At 59.9% G+C, this 15720-nt stretch carries 16 protein-coding genes and 1 rRNA gene; 7 read left to right on the top strand and 10 right to left on the bottom strand.

Annotated features, from left to right (window positions below):
- Positions 1-41: 41 nt before the first annotated feature.
- The gene (locus VFW72_RS06390) at positions 42-668 is read right to left on the bottom strand and encodes a c-type cytochrome (RefSeq protein WP_329673446.1); all 627 of its coding nucleotides are present in this window, start codon (positions 666-668) and stop codon (positions 42-44) included.
- Between the two features lie 122 nt (positions 669-790).
- On the opposite strand from VFW72_RS06390, the gene yihA reads away from it, so the two are divergent.
- On the top strand, positions 791-1549 hold the full coding sequence (gene yihA / locus VFW72_RS06385; RefSeq protein WP_329673445.1) for a ribosome biogenesis GTP-binding protein YihA/YsxC: 759 nt from the start codon (positions 791-793) through the stop codon (positions 1547-1549).
- 114 nt (positions 1550-1663) lie between these two features.
- The gene (locus tag VFW72_RS06380) at positions 1664-2179 is read left to right on the top strand and encodes an FxDxF family PEP-CTERM protein (protein ID WP_329673444.1); all 516 of its coding nucleotides are present in this window, start codon (positions 1664-1666) and stop codon (positions 2177-2179) included.
- 95 nt (positions 2180-2274) lie between these two features.
- Here the strand turns inward: VFW72_RS06380 and VFW72_RS06375 are convergent, their stop codons facing one another.
- Both VFW72_RS06375 and fba read right to left on the bottom strand, forming a co-directional pair.
- Positions 2275-3174, bottom strand: coding sequence for a phosphoribosylaminoimidazolesuccinocarboxamide synthase (locus VFW72_RS06375; RefSeq protein WP_329673443.1), 900 nt, complete (start codon positions 3172-3174; stop codon positions 2275-2277).
- 150 nt (positions 3175-3324) lie between these two features.
- Complete coding sequence (gene fba / locus VFW72_RS06370) at positions 3325-4389, bottom strand: class II fructose-bisphosphate aldolase (RefSeq protein WP_329673442.1); 1065 nt, start codon at positions 4387-4389, stop codon at positions 3325-3327.
- 389 nt (positions 4390-4778) lie between these two features.
- Between fba and VFW72_RS06365 the strand changes: the two genes are divergently transcribed.
- Positions 4779-6551: an ATP-binding protein gene (locus VFW72_RS06365; protein ID WP_329673441.1), complete on the top strand. Its 1773-nt coding sequence runs from the start codon at positions 4779-4781 to the stop codon at positions 6549-6551.
- A 33-nt stretch (positions 6552-6584) separates the two neighbouring features.
- Here VFW72_RS06365 and pyk read toward each other — a convergent pair whose 3' ends face one another.
- Positions 6585-8015: a pyruvate kinase gene (pyk, locus tag VFW72_RS06360; protein WP_329673440.1), complete on the bottom strand. Its 1431-nt coding sequence runs from the start codon at positions 8013-8015 to the stop codon at positions 6585-6587.
- Between the two features lie 180 nt (positions 8016-8195).
- Here pyk and VFW72_RS06355 point away from each other — a divergent pair, with 180 nt between their 5' ends.
- The 4 genes from VFW72_RS06355 to VFW72_RS06340 all read left to right on the top strand — a co-directional run bounded on the left by VFW72_RS06355 (position 8196) and on the right by VFW72_RS06340 (position 11929).
- Positions 8196-8999 (top strand): PaaX family transcriptional regulator C-terminal domain-containing protein, encoded by an 804-nt coding sequence (locus VFW72_RS06355; protein WP_329673439.1) that lies wholly within the window; start codon positions 8196-8198, stop codon positions 8997-8999.
- Positions 8981-9811, top strand: coding sequence for an alpha/beta hydrolase (locus tag VFW72_RS06350; protein WP_329673438.1), 831 nt, complete (start codon positions 8981-8983; stop codon positions 9809-9811). The genes VFW72_RS06355 and VFW72_RS06350 overlap by 19 nt, the downstream gene beginning before the upstream one ends.
- Positions 9812-9816: 5 nt before the next feature.
- Positions 9817-10899 (top strand): helix-turn-helix transcriptional regulator, encoded by a 1083-nt coding sequence (locus tag VFW72_RS06345; RefSeq protein ID WP_329673437.1) that lies wholly within the window; start codon positions 9817-9819, stop codon positions 10897-10899.
- A gap of 142 nt (positions 10900-11041) precedes the next feature.
- Positions 11042-11929, top strand: coding sequence for a metal-dependent hydrolase (locus VFW72_RS06340; RefSeq protein ID WP_329673436.1), 888 nt, complete (start codon positions 11042-11044; stop codon positions 11927-11929).
- A gap of 132 nt (positions 11930-12061) precedes the next feature.
- Here VFW72_RS06340 and VFW72_RS06335 read toward each other — a convergent pair whose 3' ends face one another.
- The 6 genes from VFW72_RS06335 to rrf form a co-directional block, all read right to left on the bottom strand.
- On the bottom strand, positions 12062-13255 hold the full coding sequence (locus tag VFW72_RS06335) for a phosphoglycerate kinase (RefSeq protein ID WP_329673435.1): 1194 nt from the start codon (positions 13253-13255) through the stop codon (positions 12062-12064).
- Between the two features lie 111 nt (positions 13256-13366).
- Positions 13367-13693 (bottom strand): AzlD domain-containing protein, encoded by a 327-nt coding sequence (locus VFW72_RS06330; protein ID WP_329673434.1) that lies wholly within the window; start codon positions 13691-13693, stop codon positions 13367-13369.
- Positions 13686-14435: an AzlC family ABC transporter permease gene (locus tag VFW72_RS06325; protein WP_329673433.1), complete on the bottom strand. Its 750-nt coding sequence runs from the start codon at positions 14433-14435 to the stop codon at positions 13686-13688. The genes VFW72_RS06330 and VFW72_RS06325 overlap by 8 nt, the downstream gene beginning before the upstream one ends.
- A gap of 43 nt (positions 14436-14478) precedes the next feature.
- Complete coding sequence (locus tag VFW72_RS06320) at positions 14479-14919, bottom strand: hypothetical protein (protein ID WP_414638779.1); 441 nt, start codon at positions 14917-14919, stop codon at positions 14479-14481.
- An 88-nt stretch (positions 14920-15007) separates the two neighbouring features.
- Positions 15008-15460 (bottom strand): DUF494 domain-containing protein, encoded by a 453-nt coding sequence (locus tag VFW72_RS06315; RefSeq protein WP_329673432.1) that lies wholly within the window; start codon positions 15458-15460, stop codon positions 15008-15010.
- A 154-nt stretch (positions 15461-15614) separates the two neighbouring features.
- Positions 15615-15720, bottom strand: a 5S ribosomal RNA gene (rrf, locus tag VFW72_RS06310); the annotation flags it as partial.

The raw sequence follows: 15720 nt of genomic DNA, 5'->3' as shown, positions 1-15720 counted from the left end.
GTGCCCGAAGATCACAAGGCACTCTCACATGAAATCAGCGATCAGCGCAGACCGGCAATGTAGTCGGCCAGAGCTTCGATTTCCTTGTCGCTCAGGTTGGCGGCGATGGCAGCCATCTGGGCGCTGTTGGTGCGCTCACCTTGGCGGAAAGCGGTCAACTGTGCCTTGGTGTAGTCACCGTGCTGGCCAGCCAAGCGGGGGTACTGAGCAGGCATGCCGGCACCGTTGGGGCTGTGGCAACCGGCGCAAGCTGGCACGTTCTTCTTGGCAATGCCACCGCGGTAGATCTTCTCGCCCAGAGCCACCAGATCCTTGTTCTTGGCGGCGCCATCCTTGGCCTTCTTCGTGGCGAAGTAAGCGGCAACGTTCTTCATGTCTTCGGGCGACAGCGCAGCGGCCATGCCGTTCATGACGGCGTTCTTGCGCTTGCCTTCCTTGAATTCGGTCAGTTGCTTGACGATGTACTCAGGATGCTGCCCTTGCAGAATCGGGTTGGTGGGGGCACCACGGGAACCGTCAGCGGTGTGACAGGCCGAACACACGGCGGTCACCTTGGCTTCGCCGGCAGCCAGATCAGGCTTCGCAGCTTTGGTTTCTGAGGCTTGGGCCAGGCCCGACAGGGACAGGGCCACTGAGGCGACGGCGATCAGGTTCAAAAAACGCTTCATGGCGATGAGACGGTTAGGTTGTATTTGGGCAAACGGAGAAGATTTTACAATGCCATATGACCCGCCCAACGCACCCCCGCACCAATCCGAAGCCAAATGCTTCGACTTCACATCAAAAAACCGTGGAAAAAGGCTCCGCCACGTCGACCCCTTCTCCAGAAAAAGACGCGTTGGCCTGGGCCCACAGCGCCCGATTCCTGACCACGGCCGCGCAACTGAACCAGTTGCCCACCTCCGAACTGCCCGAAGTGGCCTTCGTGGGGCGATCCAACGCCGGCAAATCCACCGCCATCAACACCATCGCCCAGCAGCGCCAACTGGCGTATGCCTCCAAGACGCCTGGGCGCACGCAACACATCAACCTCTTCAACCTGGGCCCCAAAACAGCCCCCAATCAGATCTGGGCCGACTTGCCCGGCTATGGCTATGCAGCGGTGGAGCGCACAGCCAAACTGCGCTGGCAGGAAGTCATGGCGCGCTACCTCGAAATTCGGCGCAACCTGGCTGCCGTGGTGCACATGATCGACTCCCGCCATGGTTTCACCGAACTCGACAAGCAGTTGCTGGCCTTTGTGGCTCCGCGTGTGCAAACCGGCGAGGTCAAACTGCTGGTGCTGCTGACGAAGGCTGACAAGCTCAATCGCAAAGAAGCAGCCGAATCGATGCGGCAGGCCCAGGAAGTGCTGGCCGAGGTGGTCACCGACGAGTCCGACGTGGGCCTGGTGCTGTTCTCGGCCTTGAAAAAGCAAGGCGTGGGCGACGTGGCCTTGGCCCTGCAAGAATGGACCGCCACGCCCGAACAAGCCGAAGCAGAAGCCCTGGCCCAGCAACAAGCCGCGGCCGCTGCTCAGGACGACTTCGACGATTCGGAGAAAAGCTGATTCTTTTTACATTCCGGAACGTTTTCGCGCCATGCGAACCCACCTAGAATGATCCGAACAGTGGCTGCCAGGCTGTATCGGTGCCGCACATTTGTCATCTTTCGGAGAGCGATCATGCGCACCTCACACGCCCTGGCTGCCCTGGCCGCAGCCCTCGTCAGTTCGTCGGCCTTGGCCATGGGTCCTGGTTATCTGGGTGAACTCGACAACGCCAGCATCGACATCGGCAACACCTTGGGCAGCAAGACCCAACCCTTCAACGGCGCCTTTGCCGATGTGTACACCTTCGATCTGATCGACCCTGGCTTTGTCAAAGGTGGCGTTCACACCACCATCGGCCTGCCGTTCGGCATCAAGATCCTCAAGGTCAGCCTCTCAGGGGGAACCATGACGGGTGTCGAAGAGTTTCTGATGAACGAGAACTCGGCCACCGCCAATTTCCTGCAAGAAGATCTGGGCAGCGGCCACTACACCCTGACGGTTTCCGGGTTGGTGTTTGGTGGCCACGGCTCATATGGTGGCGACATCGCCGCCGTGACCGCAGCCGTGCCGGAACCCGAATCCATGGCTCTGGCGCTGGCCGGTGTGGCGTCGGTTCTGGCTCTGTCGCGTCGCCGCAAACAGCGCTGAACCAGCCCAAGCCTCTGGCGAGGCAGTTCAAACAAAAAAGGCGCTGAATTTCAGCGCCTTTTTCATGGTCTCAGCTCCAAGCAGCGGCAGGCGGCTCACTGGCCGGTCAACCGCTCCAGCGCTTCCTGGTACTTGGCCGCAGTCTTCTCGATCACATCCTGCGGCAGCGCAGGCGAAGGGGCGGTCTTATCCCAGGGCTGACCATTCACCGTGGCCTGCTCCAGCCAATCGCGAACAAACTGCTTGTCATAGCTGGGAGGGTTGGCCCCCTCAACATAGCCTTCGACAGGCCAGAAGCGCGACGAGTCAGGGGTCAACACCTCGTCCATCACAGTCAGGGTGCCATTTTCGTCCAGGCCGAATTCGAACTTGGTGTCGGCAATGATGATGCCCTTGGTCAGCGCGTAGTCAGCGGCTTTCTTGTACAGCTTGATGGCCAAGTCGCGCACCTTCTCGGCCATCTCGGCGCCGATGATCTCGCTCATCTTCTCGAACGAAATGTTCTCGTCGTGTTCGCCCACTTCTGCCTTGGTCGCGGGGGTGAAGATGGGCTCAGGCAACTTCGATGCGTTCTTCAAGCCGGCGGGCAATTTCACGCCACACACTTCGCCGTTCTGTTGGTATTCCTTCCAGCCCGAACCGGCCAGGTAACCACGCACCACGGCCTCCACGGGCAGGGGCTTGAGCTTCTTGACCAACATGGCGCGGCCTTCGACTTGCGCGCGCTCTTCAGCCGACACCACGCTCACCGGATCTTCACCAGTCAGGTGATTGGGGGCCACATCTTTGAGCAACTCGAACCAGAACAGGGCCATCTTGGTCAGCAAGGCGCCCTTACCCGGAATGGGCTCGCCCATGATCACGTCGAACGCGCTGATGCGGTCCGAGGCCACCATCAGGATGCGGTCGTTGCCCACTGCATAGTTGTCACGCACCTTGCCACGGGCCAGCAAAGGCAGAGATTTCAAAGCGGAGGTATGCAAGGCAGAAGTCATGACGGGTCTCGAACGACGAAAAACGATATTGTGCCTCGCGCCCCGGCCCTGCCTCAACGGCTAGCCAGGTCAACGCCAGGCGATGGAAGTCAGAAAACGAAAAAGCCGGCCAGACTTGCGTCTGCACCGGCTCATGTCAATGCAAGTCGATCAGGACACGACTTGGGCCAGCTTGCCAGCGGCGTACAGCGAAGCCATTTCGCTCAGGGTCACGCCCTTGATCTTGCTGCCTTGGCCTTCGCATCCGAATTCCAGATAGCGTTGTTTGCAGATTTGCTTGGCGGCTTCGCGAGCGGGCTTCAGCCATTCGCGGGCATCAAACTTGTCGGGGTTCTCGAACATGAACTTGCGCACGGCGCCGGTCATGGCCAGACGGATGTCGGTGTCGATGTTGATCTTGCGCACGCCGTACTTGATGGCTTCCTGGATTTCTTCCACGGGCACGCCATAGGTTTCCTTCATCTTGCCGCCGTACTGGTTGATGATGGCCAGCAGGTCTTGTGGCACCGACGAGGAGCCGTGCATCACCAGGTGGGTGTTGGGAATGCGTGCGTGGATTTCCTTGACGCGGCTGATGGCCAGGATGTCACCGGTGGGCTTGCGCGAGAACTTGTAGGCGCCGTGGCTGGTGCCGATGGCAATCGCCAAGGCGTCCAACTGGGTTGCCTTCACGAAGGTGGCTGCCTCTTCGGGGTCGGTCAGCATCTGGCTGTGGTCCAGCTTGCAATCGGCGCCAATGCCGTCTTCTTCGCCGGCATCACCGGTTTCCAGGTTGCCCAGGCAGCCCAGTTCGCCTTCCACGGTCACGCCCACTTTGTGAGCCATTTCCACGACCTTGCGGGTCACTTCCACGTTGTAGTCAAACGAAGAAGGGGTCTTGCCGTCTTCCATCAAGGAGCCGTCCATCATCACCGAGCCAAAGCCCAGGTCGATCGCGCCTTGGCAGACCTTGGGGCTGGTGCCGTGGTCCTGGTGCATGACCAGAGGGATGTGGGGGTAGGCTTCGACAGCGGCCTGGATCAAGTGCTTGATGAAGGATTCGCCAGCGTACTTGCGGGCACCAGCGGAGGCTTGCAGGATCACGGGGGCACCGACTTCATCGGCGGCAGCCATCACGGCCTGAACTTGCTCCAGGTTGTTCACGTTGAACGCTGGAATACCGTAGTTGTTTTCAGCAGCATGGTCCAGCAGCTGACGCATGGAGACGAGTGGCATGGGAACCCCCAGGTAACGATGGTTGAAAAACAGAACTGGGCGGGATTCTACCGATCGAAAAGCCATTCGTCCCCCCCAAGACTCGGGCTATGCGCCGTCAGCAGAGCTTGTCTGCGGTCAAAGATCACGCGCCCACCGGGGCGGGAATGCCACACCCGAGTCCAATAAAAGATTGGCGAGCGATATCTTTTTGCCTATATTTCATCTGCTCATCAAAATTGGCTCAAACAATCTGAGCCAAATACATAAATTCAGGCCCTGTTTTATCCTCTTGCGTTCGAGGTGGTTTTGAACCCATGAACCGGCTATTTGGATCTCCATCGCCTGAAGGAGCTCCATCCCAGATTGACCAGGAAATCAGCCGCGAGCAATTTCGTATGGTCCTGAGCATGACCACGCCTTCGGTGGTCATGGGCACCGCATTTGCAGCCATTGCGGCCGGTTTCATTTACTCGAAACAGCCTCATCCGGCCATCCTGATATGGCTGATCATCAAACTGGCATGGTCCGGCGTGTTACTTTGGCATCGCCACAAACCCTCGGCTCGCCAGCTCGACCCAGCCAACCTGGCTCATCAGAGGCTCAACGGCGCGCTGCTTCTGATAGACAGCCTGATCTGGGGGCTCAGCGGCTGGATGGCAGCCGGATCACCTGGCAGCGCCACGCTCCTGATCGCCATCACGCTCGCCGGCGTGGCCACCATGGCCACGTTCAGCCTGCAAGCGCATTGGCAGTACGCGCTCGCCAGCTGTACCGCGATGATGACCCCCGCGATATTGGCCTGCTTGAGTCAAGACGACCCCTTTGGCCAATATATCGGGTTGGCTCTTTTGGTTTTCGGCATCTGTTTACTGACGGTTTCTCGCCAGTCTCAAAGGCGCATTCAGGAATTCCTTCGCCAACGCTTCACCAATTCTGAACTCGCGACGCAACGGGAAGCCGAGTTACATCAGGCCCACCAGCAAATGACGGAGAAAGCCCAATTCATGGCCACCATGAGCCACGAATTGCGAACCCCGCTGCACGGCATGCTGGGGCTGACGCGCATGCTTCAGGCTCACCACCTCCCCGAGTCGGAGCGCCACCGACTCAGCCTCGTTGAACGATCGGGCGAGCATCTGCTTTCGGTCATCAACAACATTCTGGACTTCAGCCGCATCGAGGCGGGTCACCTCGAAACCGCATGGCAAGCGTTCGATCTGCACGCGCTGCTGGCAGATGTGCTGGCGCTGAACAAAGCCGCCGCGCAATCCAAACCGCTCCACCTCCGACTCGATCTGCCCGCGGGCGGCGAATCGTGGGTCATGGGCGACGAAGCACGCGTACGCCAGGTGCTGCTCAACCTCGTTGGCAACGCTGTCAAGTTCACCAACCAGGGGTGGATCCGCATCAGCGCCACTCGGGTGGAGGGATCCGACGGCCCCATGCGCATCCAGGTGGAGGACACCGGGGTCGGCATCCCTGCCGATCAGCTGGAGCACATCTTCACCCCCTTTGGACAGGCCGACAGCGGCGCACGACAACGGGTGGATGGATCTGGCCTGGGACTGACCATTTCGCGCGCGCTGGCGCACGCCATGCAAGGCGATCTGACCTGCCGAAGCCAGCTGGGGCAGGGCACGCTGTTTGAACTGACGCTGCCCTTGCCCCCCGCCGAACGAACGCAAACCCAAGCGCTTCCCCCGGCCAACGCCATCGCTTCATCGAAGCCCGAGGCCGCCGAGCGCCCCTGTTGCGGCAAGGTCCTGCTGGCTGAAGACAATGAGGTCAACGCCATGATCGTCGACGCCGTGTTGCGCCGCATGGGGTGGGACGTAGAGCACCACCTCGATGGACTGAGCGCCGTCGAAGCAGCCTGCCGACCCGGCGCTCGCCCTGACGTGATCCTGATGGACTGCATGATGCCGCGCCTCGATGGGCTCGAAGCCACGCGGCTGATCCGACAGGAGGAAGCCCGCCGAGGTTTGGCACGTCTACCCGTGATCGCCCTGACCGCCAGCGCCTTGCACGAAGATCATGAACGCTGCCTGACCGCCGGGATGGACGCCTATCTGGCCAAACCCTTCACGGAGGACCAGCTTCTGGCCGTCCTGGCCCCCTTCGGCCCCCACGAGCCCATCCTGGCCAATGCGCCCTCCAGCCCGGCCCTGAGCGCCGCCTGATTGACAACGGCCCCAAAGGGGCCGTCGACGAACTCAGTGCACCTCGCACACCTTGAGCATATTGGTCCCGCCTGGATGGCCCATAGGTTCGCCGCAAGTGATCGCATAGGTATCACCGGGGCGCAGCACCCCGGAGCTGACTAGCAAGGCCTCAGCCTGCTTCAGGGCCTCATCGCGATCCGAATAATTCGGGATCAGCAAAGGTCGGACATTGCGGAACAGCGCCATCTTGCGCAAGGAGATGGGCTGTGCCGTCAGGCCAAAAATGGGCACATGGATCTTGTGTCGGCTCATCCACAAGGCGGTTGAGCCGGACTCGGTCAAGGCGATGATGGCCTTGCATCCCAAATGGTGCGCCGTGAACAAGGCCCCCATGGCAATCGACTGGTCAATGCGCCCGAATTGCTTGTTGGTGAAGTCGGCGTCCAGTGACACCTCTTCGGCACGCTCAGCTTCCGACGCGATTGCCGCCATTTGTTCCACGGTCTCCACGGGGTACTTGCCGGCGGCAGTTTCGGCACTCAACATGACCGCGTCAGTCCCGTCCAGCACAGCATTGGCCACGTCAGACACCTCCGCCCGCGTCGGCACAGGATTGACGATCATCGACTCCATCATCTGGGTCGCCGTGATCACCACCTTATCCATTTCGCGTGCCAGCTTGATCATGCGCTTTTGCAGCGCCGGCACGGCGGCGTTGCCCACCTCCACGGCCAAGTCGCCGCGCGCAACCATGATGCCGTCCGACGCCTTCAGAATGCTTTCCAGATTCGGAATGGCTTCAGTTCGCTCGATCTTCGCAATGAGCGCAGGCCGATGCTTCCAGGGCTCGCCCGCCACATTGGCGAGCTGTCGCGCCATTTCCATGTCGGTTGCGTTCTTGGGAAACGACACGGCAATGTAGTCGCACTGGAAGCTGGCTGCCGTCTTGATGTCTTCCATGTCCTTGGCGGTCAAAGCCGGAGCAGTCAGTCCACCGCCCTGCTTGTTGATGCCCTTGTTGTTGGACAACTCGCCACCAATCTTGACCACCGTGTGCACAGCCTCACCTCTGACTGCCTCGACGGTCAATACGATCAGCCCATCGTTAAGCAGCAAGATGTCTCCCGGCTTCACGTCGCGCGGCAACTCCTTGTAATCCAGGCCCACGCCGTGAATGTCTCCGGGCTCGGCTCGACTGGCATCCAGCACGAATGGCTGCCCCGCCTCCAGCATCACCTTGCCTTCGGCGAACTTGCCCACACGAATCTTCGGCCCCTGCAAATCCGCCATGATGGCGACCACCTTGCCCACCCGACGCGCAGCCTCACGTACCAGCTCAGCACGGTCAATGTGGTCCTGAGCCTTGCCGTGGGAGAAGTTCAACCGAACCACATCCACACCTGCACGCAACATGCGCTCCAGCACGTCGAGGGTAGAAGAAGCTGGGCCGAGGGTGGCAACGATCTTGGTGGCGCGAGGCATGGTGTCTTCTCTGCTTTCGATGTCTATCACTGATATCTCAGAGTGTCACACCAAACCCCATGCTTGCAAGCCGTGAAAAGCGCCGCACTTCCCCCCTGTGGCCGTGCTGCATCAAACCTTACACCGCCCCACTCCGTCGACACTTCATCGTAATATCAGCTAATGAATGATCTGGGGCCCTTGCCCACCGCAAAAAGCCTGATCCAAAGCCTGCTGCTCGCAGCGGAAGACGGCGCCTACCCAGCCAGACAGTTGGTAGCAGCCTGCGGCTTGTTCAAACTGACTGAAAACAACGTGCGCGTGGCCTTGGTGCGCCTTCAAAGCGAAGGCATGATCGCAGCCGAGGGGCGGGGCTTCTACCGCCTGGGGCCAGCGGCAGCGCAGTTGGCCCAGGAAATTGGAGCCTGGCGCCAAGTCGAAGCCCGCATCCAGCCATGGGACGGCCATTACCTGGCCGTGCATTGCGCCGGCCTCAGTCGGTCAGATCGCGCTGCGCTCCAGCGCCGCCAGCAAGCGCTCAGCCTGCACGGTTTTGCCGAACTCGACAAAGGGCTGTTTATCAGACCCGACAATCTCAAAGGCGGCCTGGAAGATCTCCGCCATCGGCTGCATGCCCTTGGCCTGGAGGACACCGCCCTGATATTTCGAGCCAGCTCGTTTGGTGCAGCCACTGAACACAGGCTAGCCAAGCTGTGGCCTTGCGCAGACCTGAACACCCGCTATCAGGAGCTTCGCGAACAACTGGAGGCCTGGCTGGCCATGTCAGCACGACTTCGCCCAGACCAGGCTGCGCGCGAGGCTTTCCTGATCGGTCGCCCCGCCATCCGGCAGGTCATCTATGATCCGCTGCTCCCACAGGAAATGATCGACAGCAGCGCGCGAGCGGCCTGCTTTGAAGCGGTCCGCCGATTCGATGCCGCGGGTCGAACCCTGTGGCTGGAGTTCTTTCGCTTCACAGATGCCCCATGGGCCCCAGCACCGTGAACACGCCACGCAGTCCGATCGTTTTCTCGCACGCCAACAGCTTTCCTGCGGCCACCTACCGATCGCTTTTCAAAGTCCTGGAAGACGCAGGCTACGAGGTTCTGGCGCTGGACAAGTTCGGGCACGATCCACGCTATCCGGTCACAGCCAACTGGCCGCACCTGGTTGAGCAGTTGCGCGATTTCATTGAAAAGCACGCCGGCCAGCCGGCCATTCTGATCGGCCACTCACTCGGCGGCTACCTCAGTGCCATGGTTGCCAGCCAGTACCCACACCTGGCAAGCGCGCTCATCTTGCTCGACTCGCCCATTCTCTCCGGCTGGAAAGCGGCATCCCTGGGTGTGGTCAAGCGAGTGGGAGGCATCGACCGCATCATGCCCTCTGGCGTGTCTGCGCAGCGCTGCCACCAATGGAGTAGCCTGGAGGCCGCGCGGCAGCACTTCACGGCCAAGCCCAAATTCGCGGCATTCAGCCCGTCGGTCCTGCGCGACTACATCCACGAGGGCACAGAAGAAAGCGCCGGCGGACAGACGCGCCACCTGAGTTTTGATCGTGAGATAGAAACGCAAATCTACCGGACCATGCCGCACACCTTGGCCAGAGACCTGCGTCGCCGCCCCATTCAATGCCCTGCCGCTTTCATCGCTGGCACACAATCGCGCGAGATCAAGGCCGTTGGCATCCGCGCATCCCAGCAGCTCGTCAACGGCAACCTCAGCTGGATCAAAGGCAGCCATCTCTACCCGATGGAGCACCCGCAAGCCACCGGCCATGAAATCTTGCGCTGGCTCTCCGTCTTGCACCACGCCTGAAGCCCATGCACGCCGAGCACGCATCCGACCCTGCGCTGCCATTCATCACGGTCACCAACTGGATCCGTGCCGCAGCCCAATGCGGCATCGATCTGGTCAGTCTGCTGCAATCGGAGGGGCTTGACCCCTCCCAACTTCACCCAGATACCGCGACCATCCACAGGGACTCGCTGCAACGCATCATGTCGCGCTGCGTCGAGCTCACGAACGCCTCCGGACAGTCCAAGCACTTTCCCATCGTGCTGGGTGAATCCTTTGCGTTCGAATACTTGTCAGACATCGAAACGTTCATCACCACAAGCCCAACCTTGCGCGAAGCCACTCGGGCCCTTGAATGGCTGCCCCCGCTCATCAACCCCAGCATGGCGTTTTCGCTGGGCGAGCAGGGTGCTCAGGCACGCATCATCCTTCGCTACGACCATCCCGAAGCAAGCACTGCGCTGACCTGGCACTTCACCGAAGCCATCTTCACGACCACACTCAAGTTCAGTCGCCTTCTGCTCGGCCCCGAGGCCCTGCAAAACGGCCACATCAGCCTGCGTCATGCCCCTCACGGACAGTCGGCGCTCTTAAGCGACACCTACCAGTTGCCTGTCGAATACAACGCCCCCATCGACGCCATCTGGTTTGAGCGCAGCATGCTCGATCGCCCACTCCCCGGGGCCATCCCGGCCTTGCACCAAATTGCCGCGCAGCGCATTGAACATCAACTCACCCAGCGACGAGCCGCCCTAGGCCAGTCGTCTCCCCCCGCTCCATGCCACCCGCTGGCTCAAGCCGTCATCGATGCGCTCAAATCCTGCCCCGACCTGCTGGGACAAGGGGTTGACGCCATCGCCCACCATCTTGGGCTGCATCCCCGCACGCTCCAACGTCGCCTGAGAGACGCTGGGCTCTCTGTCTCCGCCATTCAAGACCAACTGCGGCTCCAATCGGCTCGTCAACTGCTCGCCGACACCTCGCTCAGCATCGAGGAGATCAGTGCTCGACTCGGCTACGCCGAACGACGCAGCTTCACCCAAGCCTTCACGCGCTGGACCGGTCACACCCCGAGTCGCTACAGGCGGCGCATCCCGCCGGACAACTGACCCGCGTTTTTCCTGAGCGCACTCTGTCGCAAAAATCACCTTTTTGTCGCAGCCTCTCATGGCACCTTACTCAGGCACCCCCTACAGTTTGACTGTCAGACAGAGCAAATGGCTCATGTCCCATTCGCTCTCAGGAGGTCATATGCCGCAACCCCAAGCGCCCGCTCCCGCCATCGTGCCTCGTGAAAAGATGGATTTCGGCCTCAACGGCGACATCCCCAGATTCTGGCTCGACAACGACCCGTTCAAAACCCGCTTTTTTGACGCGCTCTCGACTTTGTTTCCTGTCGGGGAGCGCTTCTTCATCACCTGCGTGCGGGACTTCAAAGAGCAAATCACCGACGCCAAGCTCCAACAAGACATCAAAGACTTCACCCGCCAAGAGGCGCAGCACAGCATGGTGCACACCCTCTACAACAACCGACTCAAAGCTCAAGGGGTGAATGTCGATCGAATCCTCCAGCGCCAGGAACACAGGCTTTTCGGTGTGCTCCGCAAGCACACCTCGCGGCAATTCACCCTCGGCATCACGGCAGCAGCCGAACACGTCACCGCCATCATGGCCGACTGTTTTGTCGAGCGTCCGGACATCATGGCCGGCGCCGATGCCCGCATCCGCGCCCTCTACGTCTGGCACGCCATGGAGGAAATGGAACACAAAGGCGTCGCCTTCGATGTCCTGCGAGACCATGCCCATGGCAGCTACAGCAACCGCGTTCGCTCGATGCTGCTGGTCACCTGCCTGTTCCCGTACCACACCTTCCGCATCATGGCGCACATGTTTCAGGTAGATGGATTCAGCCGGGCGCAACGCACCAAACTCTGGCTCAAAGGCCTTTGGTGGCTATACAAGCCAGGCGGCGTCTTTGCGCCGCTGCTGGGCAAATACTTTGCCTACCTCAAGCCCAGCTTTCACCCTTGGCAAGATCCAGTGGTTCCAAGCTACGAGCCCTGGTTGCGCAGCCTGCACGACAGCGGCGATCCCATTGAAGCCGGCAATCAACTTTACCGCCAGGTCGCTAGGACCTGAACAACCCGTCGCACACACCTCTTGTCAGTGCGCCATGTCACCGGCGCCCTCGCGCCAAGCAAAACGGCCAGCATATTGCTGGCCGTTTTGCTACAGGGCAATCAGAATCATCAGCCGCAGCTGATGACCTATTTAACCAGCTGCGCGCTTGCTCAAAATTTCGAACGCAGGCAGTGTCTTGCCTTCCAGCACCTCGAGGAACGCACCGCCACCCGTCGAGATGTAGCCAACGTCCTTCTCGATCCCATACTTGGCAATCGCGGCCAAAGTATCGCCACCACCGGCAATGCTGAAAGCATCTGATTCGGCAATCGCGCGGGCAATCGCCTCTGTGCCCTTTGCAAAGGCATCAAACTCGAACACCCCGACAGGTCCGTTCCAAACAATGGTCCCCGCCGCCTTCAACTGAGCCGCCAACTTGGCAGCTGTCTTCGGACCGATGTCTAGAATCAGGTCGTCATCCGCCACCTCGTTGGCCGCCTTCACCGTCGCGGGCGCATCAGCCGAGAAGGTCTTGGCCACCACCACATCCTCGGGGATAGGCACCTCCGCACCACGTGCCTTCATGGCCTCGATCACGGCTTTCGCTTCACCCAACAAGTCCGGCTCAGCTAGAGATTTCCCAATCTTCAGGCCCGCTGCCAGCATGAAGGTGTTGGCAATACCCCCGCCCACGATCAAGCCATCCACGTTCTTCGCCAGCGACTGCAAAATCGTCAGCTTGGTCGACACCTTCGAACCCGCCACGATCGCCACCAAAGGCCGCTTCGGCGCCTCCAGCGCCTTGTTGATGGCATCAATTTCGGCCGCCAGCAAAGGCCCGGCGCAAGCAATCTTCGCAAACTGGGCAATGCCGTAGGTCGTGCCCTCAGCTCGGTGTGCGGTGCCAAAAGCATCATGCACAAAGATGTCGCACAAAGCCGCCATCTTGCGGGCGAGCTCTTCGTTGTTCTTCTTCTCGCCCTTGTTCAAGCGGCAGTTTTCAAGCAGAACGACCTCACCGGGGTTCACGCTCACGCCATCCACCCAATTGCTGACCAGCTTCACTTCGCGGCCCAACAACTCGCCCAAACGCTTGGCAACGGGTGCAAGCGAATCTTCAGGCTTGAACTCACCCTCTGTCGGACGCCCCAGGTGCGACGTCACCATCACGGCGGCGCCTGCTTTCAATGCCATCTCAATCGCAGGCACCGACGCACGCACACGCGTATCTTCTGTGATGTTACCGGCATCATCTTGAGGCACATTCAAATCAGCACGAATGAAAACACGCTGATTGGCGACCTTGCCTTGGGCAATCAGATCTTCTAGACGGAGGATGTTCATGATGGTTAAGGACTAGTTGATTCTCGCGAGATGCGCCATTGTAGGGACTCTCCGGGGCCACTCGCCCCCGCAACTCGGCGGCAAAGCAAAGTCGACCCCCATCTACTGAGATCAAACGCCCCACACGTGCAAAATATGAAAAGTCAACATCCCGACTGCGATCGTCATCAGCATGTCCTTGCGCCGCACGGCGATCGCCACGGCCGAAAGCGCCGCGCCAACCCTTGAAGGATCCAGCACCAGATCGTGCGCCCCCGGCTCCAGCAGCACCGCCGGCACCGCTACAGCAGCCAGTGCGCCAATAGGCGCATAACTCAGCCCAATGTCCAACCATCGAGGAAAAGGCCACGGACGATCCTGCAAGAAAAAGAAAGATCGGGTCACCACACTGATGATCACCAGGCCAACAACGACGATGGCTTGCTCGAGTTCACTCATCACCGCCGCCCCCGTTGGACTCCCAAACAGCGCCGGCAGCAATGGCCAGCAACACGGCCATCACAATGTTCAACCGATAAGGCCATTCGTGCAGCATCAAGGCGATAGTGGCTGCCCCCAGCGCCACCACCGCTTTGCGCGCCGTTCTGGCAAGTGTCACCATCAGCCCCAACAAAGCCAGTGCGCCGGCCAACTCCAATCCCCAATCTTTCGGAATTCGCTCAGCCAGCAAGACACCGGCCAGAGACGCGGCATTCCACGTTGACCAATTCACCACGCAGAGCCCAACAAAGTAAGCCAGGGGTCTAGGATTCTGGCTTGAGGCAGGATCAGCCCCGCCCTGTCGGCGCACCATCAGTGCGAAAGTCATGTCTGCCGTCAAATACCCAGCCAGCAGCCGCCAGGCTCTTGGCAGGCACAGCATGTGTTGCCGCATTTCTGCACTGAACACAACGAAGCGCAAATTCACGCAAGTGGCGGTGAGCCAAATCATCCATAAAGGCGCACCGACCAAGATCAAGGGCACAGCTGCCAATTGCGCGCTAGCCGCAAACACCAGCAAGCTCATCGCGGCCACAGTGGTCAGAGGCAAGCCTGCCTTCACCATGGCTACGCCAGTCACAAGCCCCCAGGCGCAAACCCCGGGCGTGACCGCGAGCATATCGCGGACGCCGAGCTTGAACTCGTCACCGCGCCAAAGCCTCGGGTCCAGCAACCCCTTCTCGATCAATGAGTGTGTCATCCCGACATTCTCTGCGGAGTCGCCTTCTCACACCGAACTACGGTCAATGCCCCTTCTTCGTCTTCGCGGGCTCATGATCCACGGAGGACTCCTCGGTCACATCCTCATCCTCAGAGTCCGACGCCCGCTTTTTAGGAGCCGAAGCCGCAGGTGCAGGGCGAGGCACCACTGGCGCGATACCCTCGAGCTTGTTCTCGCGCATGTACTCGTCCATCTCCCGCCAGCCCTCGTACACAGCCGACTTTTCCGCTTTTGGGTTCAAGGTATAGCAATCCTCGATCGCACGTAGGGCATGTCGACAGGCCCCCCCCACCGCCTTCGCTTCTGCAACCTGGCGCTCGGCGGTCTTCTGCGGCGTTTCAATCCCCAACTGGTCGCATCCAGCCAGCACCAAAACTGTTGAAGCAAAAAACAAATGGCGCACAACAGATAAACACATCAGTTGTAGGGGCGCTCGCAACAGGTCAGTGGAAATTGGATACATGATGGACTACCGCGCGGCGGCAATGGCCACACTCGGTAGCAATATCGACGGCTCTGAGCGAAAACTTGATAGGCCTAGCCAAGGTGGCTCAATGGATCAGGCGCTCATCATCCTCGACAAACAACTCGTCGAGAATCAACGCATCAGGTTCCTTCCCCAGAGACCAGAACAACATCAAAACGATGACTTTCAAGTCCTCAAGGTCAATAGGATCGCCAGGCACTGCCATAACGCGGTCAAGAACAATCTCACGTTGAGTCGGGCTCAGCACGCCAGCCGACACCAAGAACTGCAAGAAGCCAAGGGCGCGCGATCCAAGGTGATCCAATTCAGCGGAAGAGAAAATTCGGATCGAAGAAGCAGACTGTTCGACCGGCGCTTCTACCGACATCGCATGCAGGCCATTGAGCCAGTTCAAAGCCTCGGAAATTTCCTCCGCCTCGAATCCGACCGCCGACAACTTCCTCGCCAGCATCCCTGCCTCAGGAAAGGCCTCAGGGCGCCAGTAGTGCTCGTAGAGATAAACAAGTACGTCGAACATGCCAGACACTATACAGCAGAGCCAATCGCCTTGGGCTGGAACAACCCTCACGTCTGCTGGCCAACGAGGCGAAAAAAAACCCACATCGACAAACAGATGTGGGCTCCAGAAACGACAACGCCCCCGCTTGCGCGGGGGCGTTGCACAATAGGTAGCCTGACGATGTCCTACTTTCACACGGGAATCCGCACTATCATCGGCGCTGAGTCGTTTCACTGTCCTGTTCGGGATGGGAAGGAGTGGGACCAACTCGCTATGGT

The sequence above is a fragment of the Aquabacterium sp. genome (genome assembly GCF_036273115.1).
Classification (GTDB): domain Bacteria; phylum Pseudomonadota; class Gammaproteobacteria; order Burkholderiales; family Burkholderiaceae_C; genus Aquabacterium.
The sequence above is the reverse complement of the archived record's forward strand: the minus strand, read 5'-3'. Positions and strand labels throughout refer to the sequence as shown.

Coding starts and splice junctions, on each gene's coding strand:
- VFW72_RS06375 (WP_329673443.1), bottom strand. CDS start 3,174: ATGACTTCTGCCTTGCATACCTCCGCTTTGAAATCTCTGCCTTTGCTG.
- VFW72_RS06335 (WP_329673435.1), bottom strand. CDS start 13,255: ATGAACATCCTCCGTCTAGAAGATCTGATTGCCCAAGGCAAGGTCGCC.
- pyk (WP_329673440.1), bottom strand. CDS start 8,015: ATGCCTCGCGCCACCAAGATCGTTGCCACCCTCGGCCCAGCTTCTTCT.
- VFW72_RS06350 (WP_329673438.1), top strand. CDS start 8,981: ATGGGCCCCAGCACCGTGAACACGCCACGCAGTCCGATCGTTTTCTCG.
- fba (WP_329673442.1), bottom strand. CDS start 4,389: ATGCCACTCGTCTCCATGCGTCAGCTGCTGGACCATGCTGCTGAAAAC.
- VFW72_RS06325 (WP_329673433.1), bottom strand. CDS start 14,435: ATGACACACTCATTGATCGAGAAGGGGTTGCTGGACCCGAGGCTTTGG.
- VFW72_RS06340 (WP_329673436.1), top strand. CDS start 11,042: ATGCCGCAACCCCAAGCGCCCGCTCCCGCCATCGTGCCTCGTGAAAAG.
- VFW72_RS06315 (WP_329673432.1), bottom strand. CDS start 15,460: ATGTTCGACGTACTTGTTTATCTCTACGAGCACTACTGGCGCCCTGAG.
- VFW72_RS06365 (WP_329673441.1), top strand. CDS start 4,779: ATGACCACGCCTTCGGTGGTCATGGGCACCGCATTTGCAGCCATTGCG.
- VFW72_RS06380 (WP_329673444.1), top strand. CDS start 1,664: ATGCGCACCTCACACGCCCTGGCTGCCCTGGCCGCAGCCCTCGTCAGT.
- VFW72_RS06390 (WP_329673446.1), bottom strand. CDS start 668: ATGAAGCGTTTTTTGAACCTGATCGCCGTCGCCTCAGTGGCCCTGTCC.
- VFW72_RS06345 (WP_329673437.1), top strand. CDS start 9,817: ATGCACGCCGAGCACGCATCCGACCCTGCGCTGCCATTCATCACGGTC.
- VFW72_RS06320 (WP_414638779.1), bottom strand. CDS start 14,919: ATGTATCCAATTTCCACTGACCTGTTGCGAGCGCCCCTACAACTGATG.
- VFW72_RS06330 (WP_329673434.1), bottom strand. CDS start 13,693: ATGAGTGAACTCGAGCAAGCCATCGTCGTTGTTGGCCTGGTGATCATC.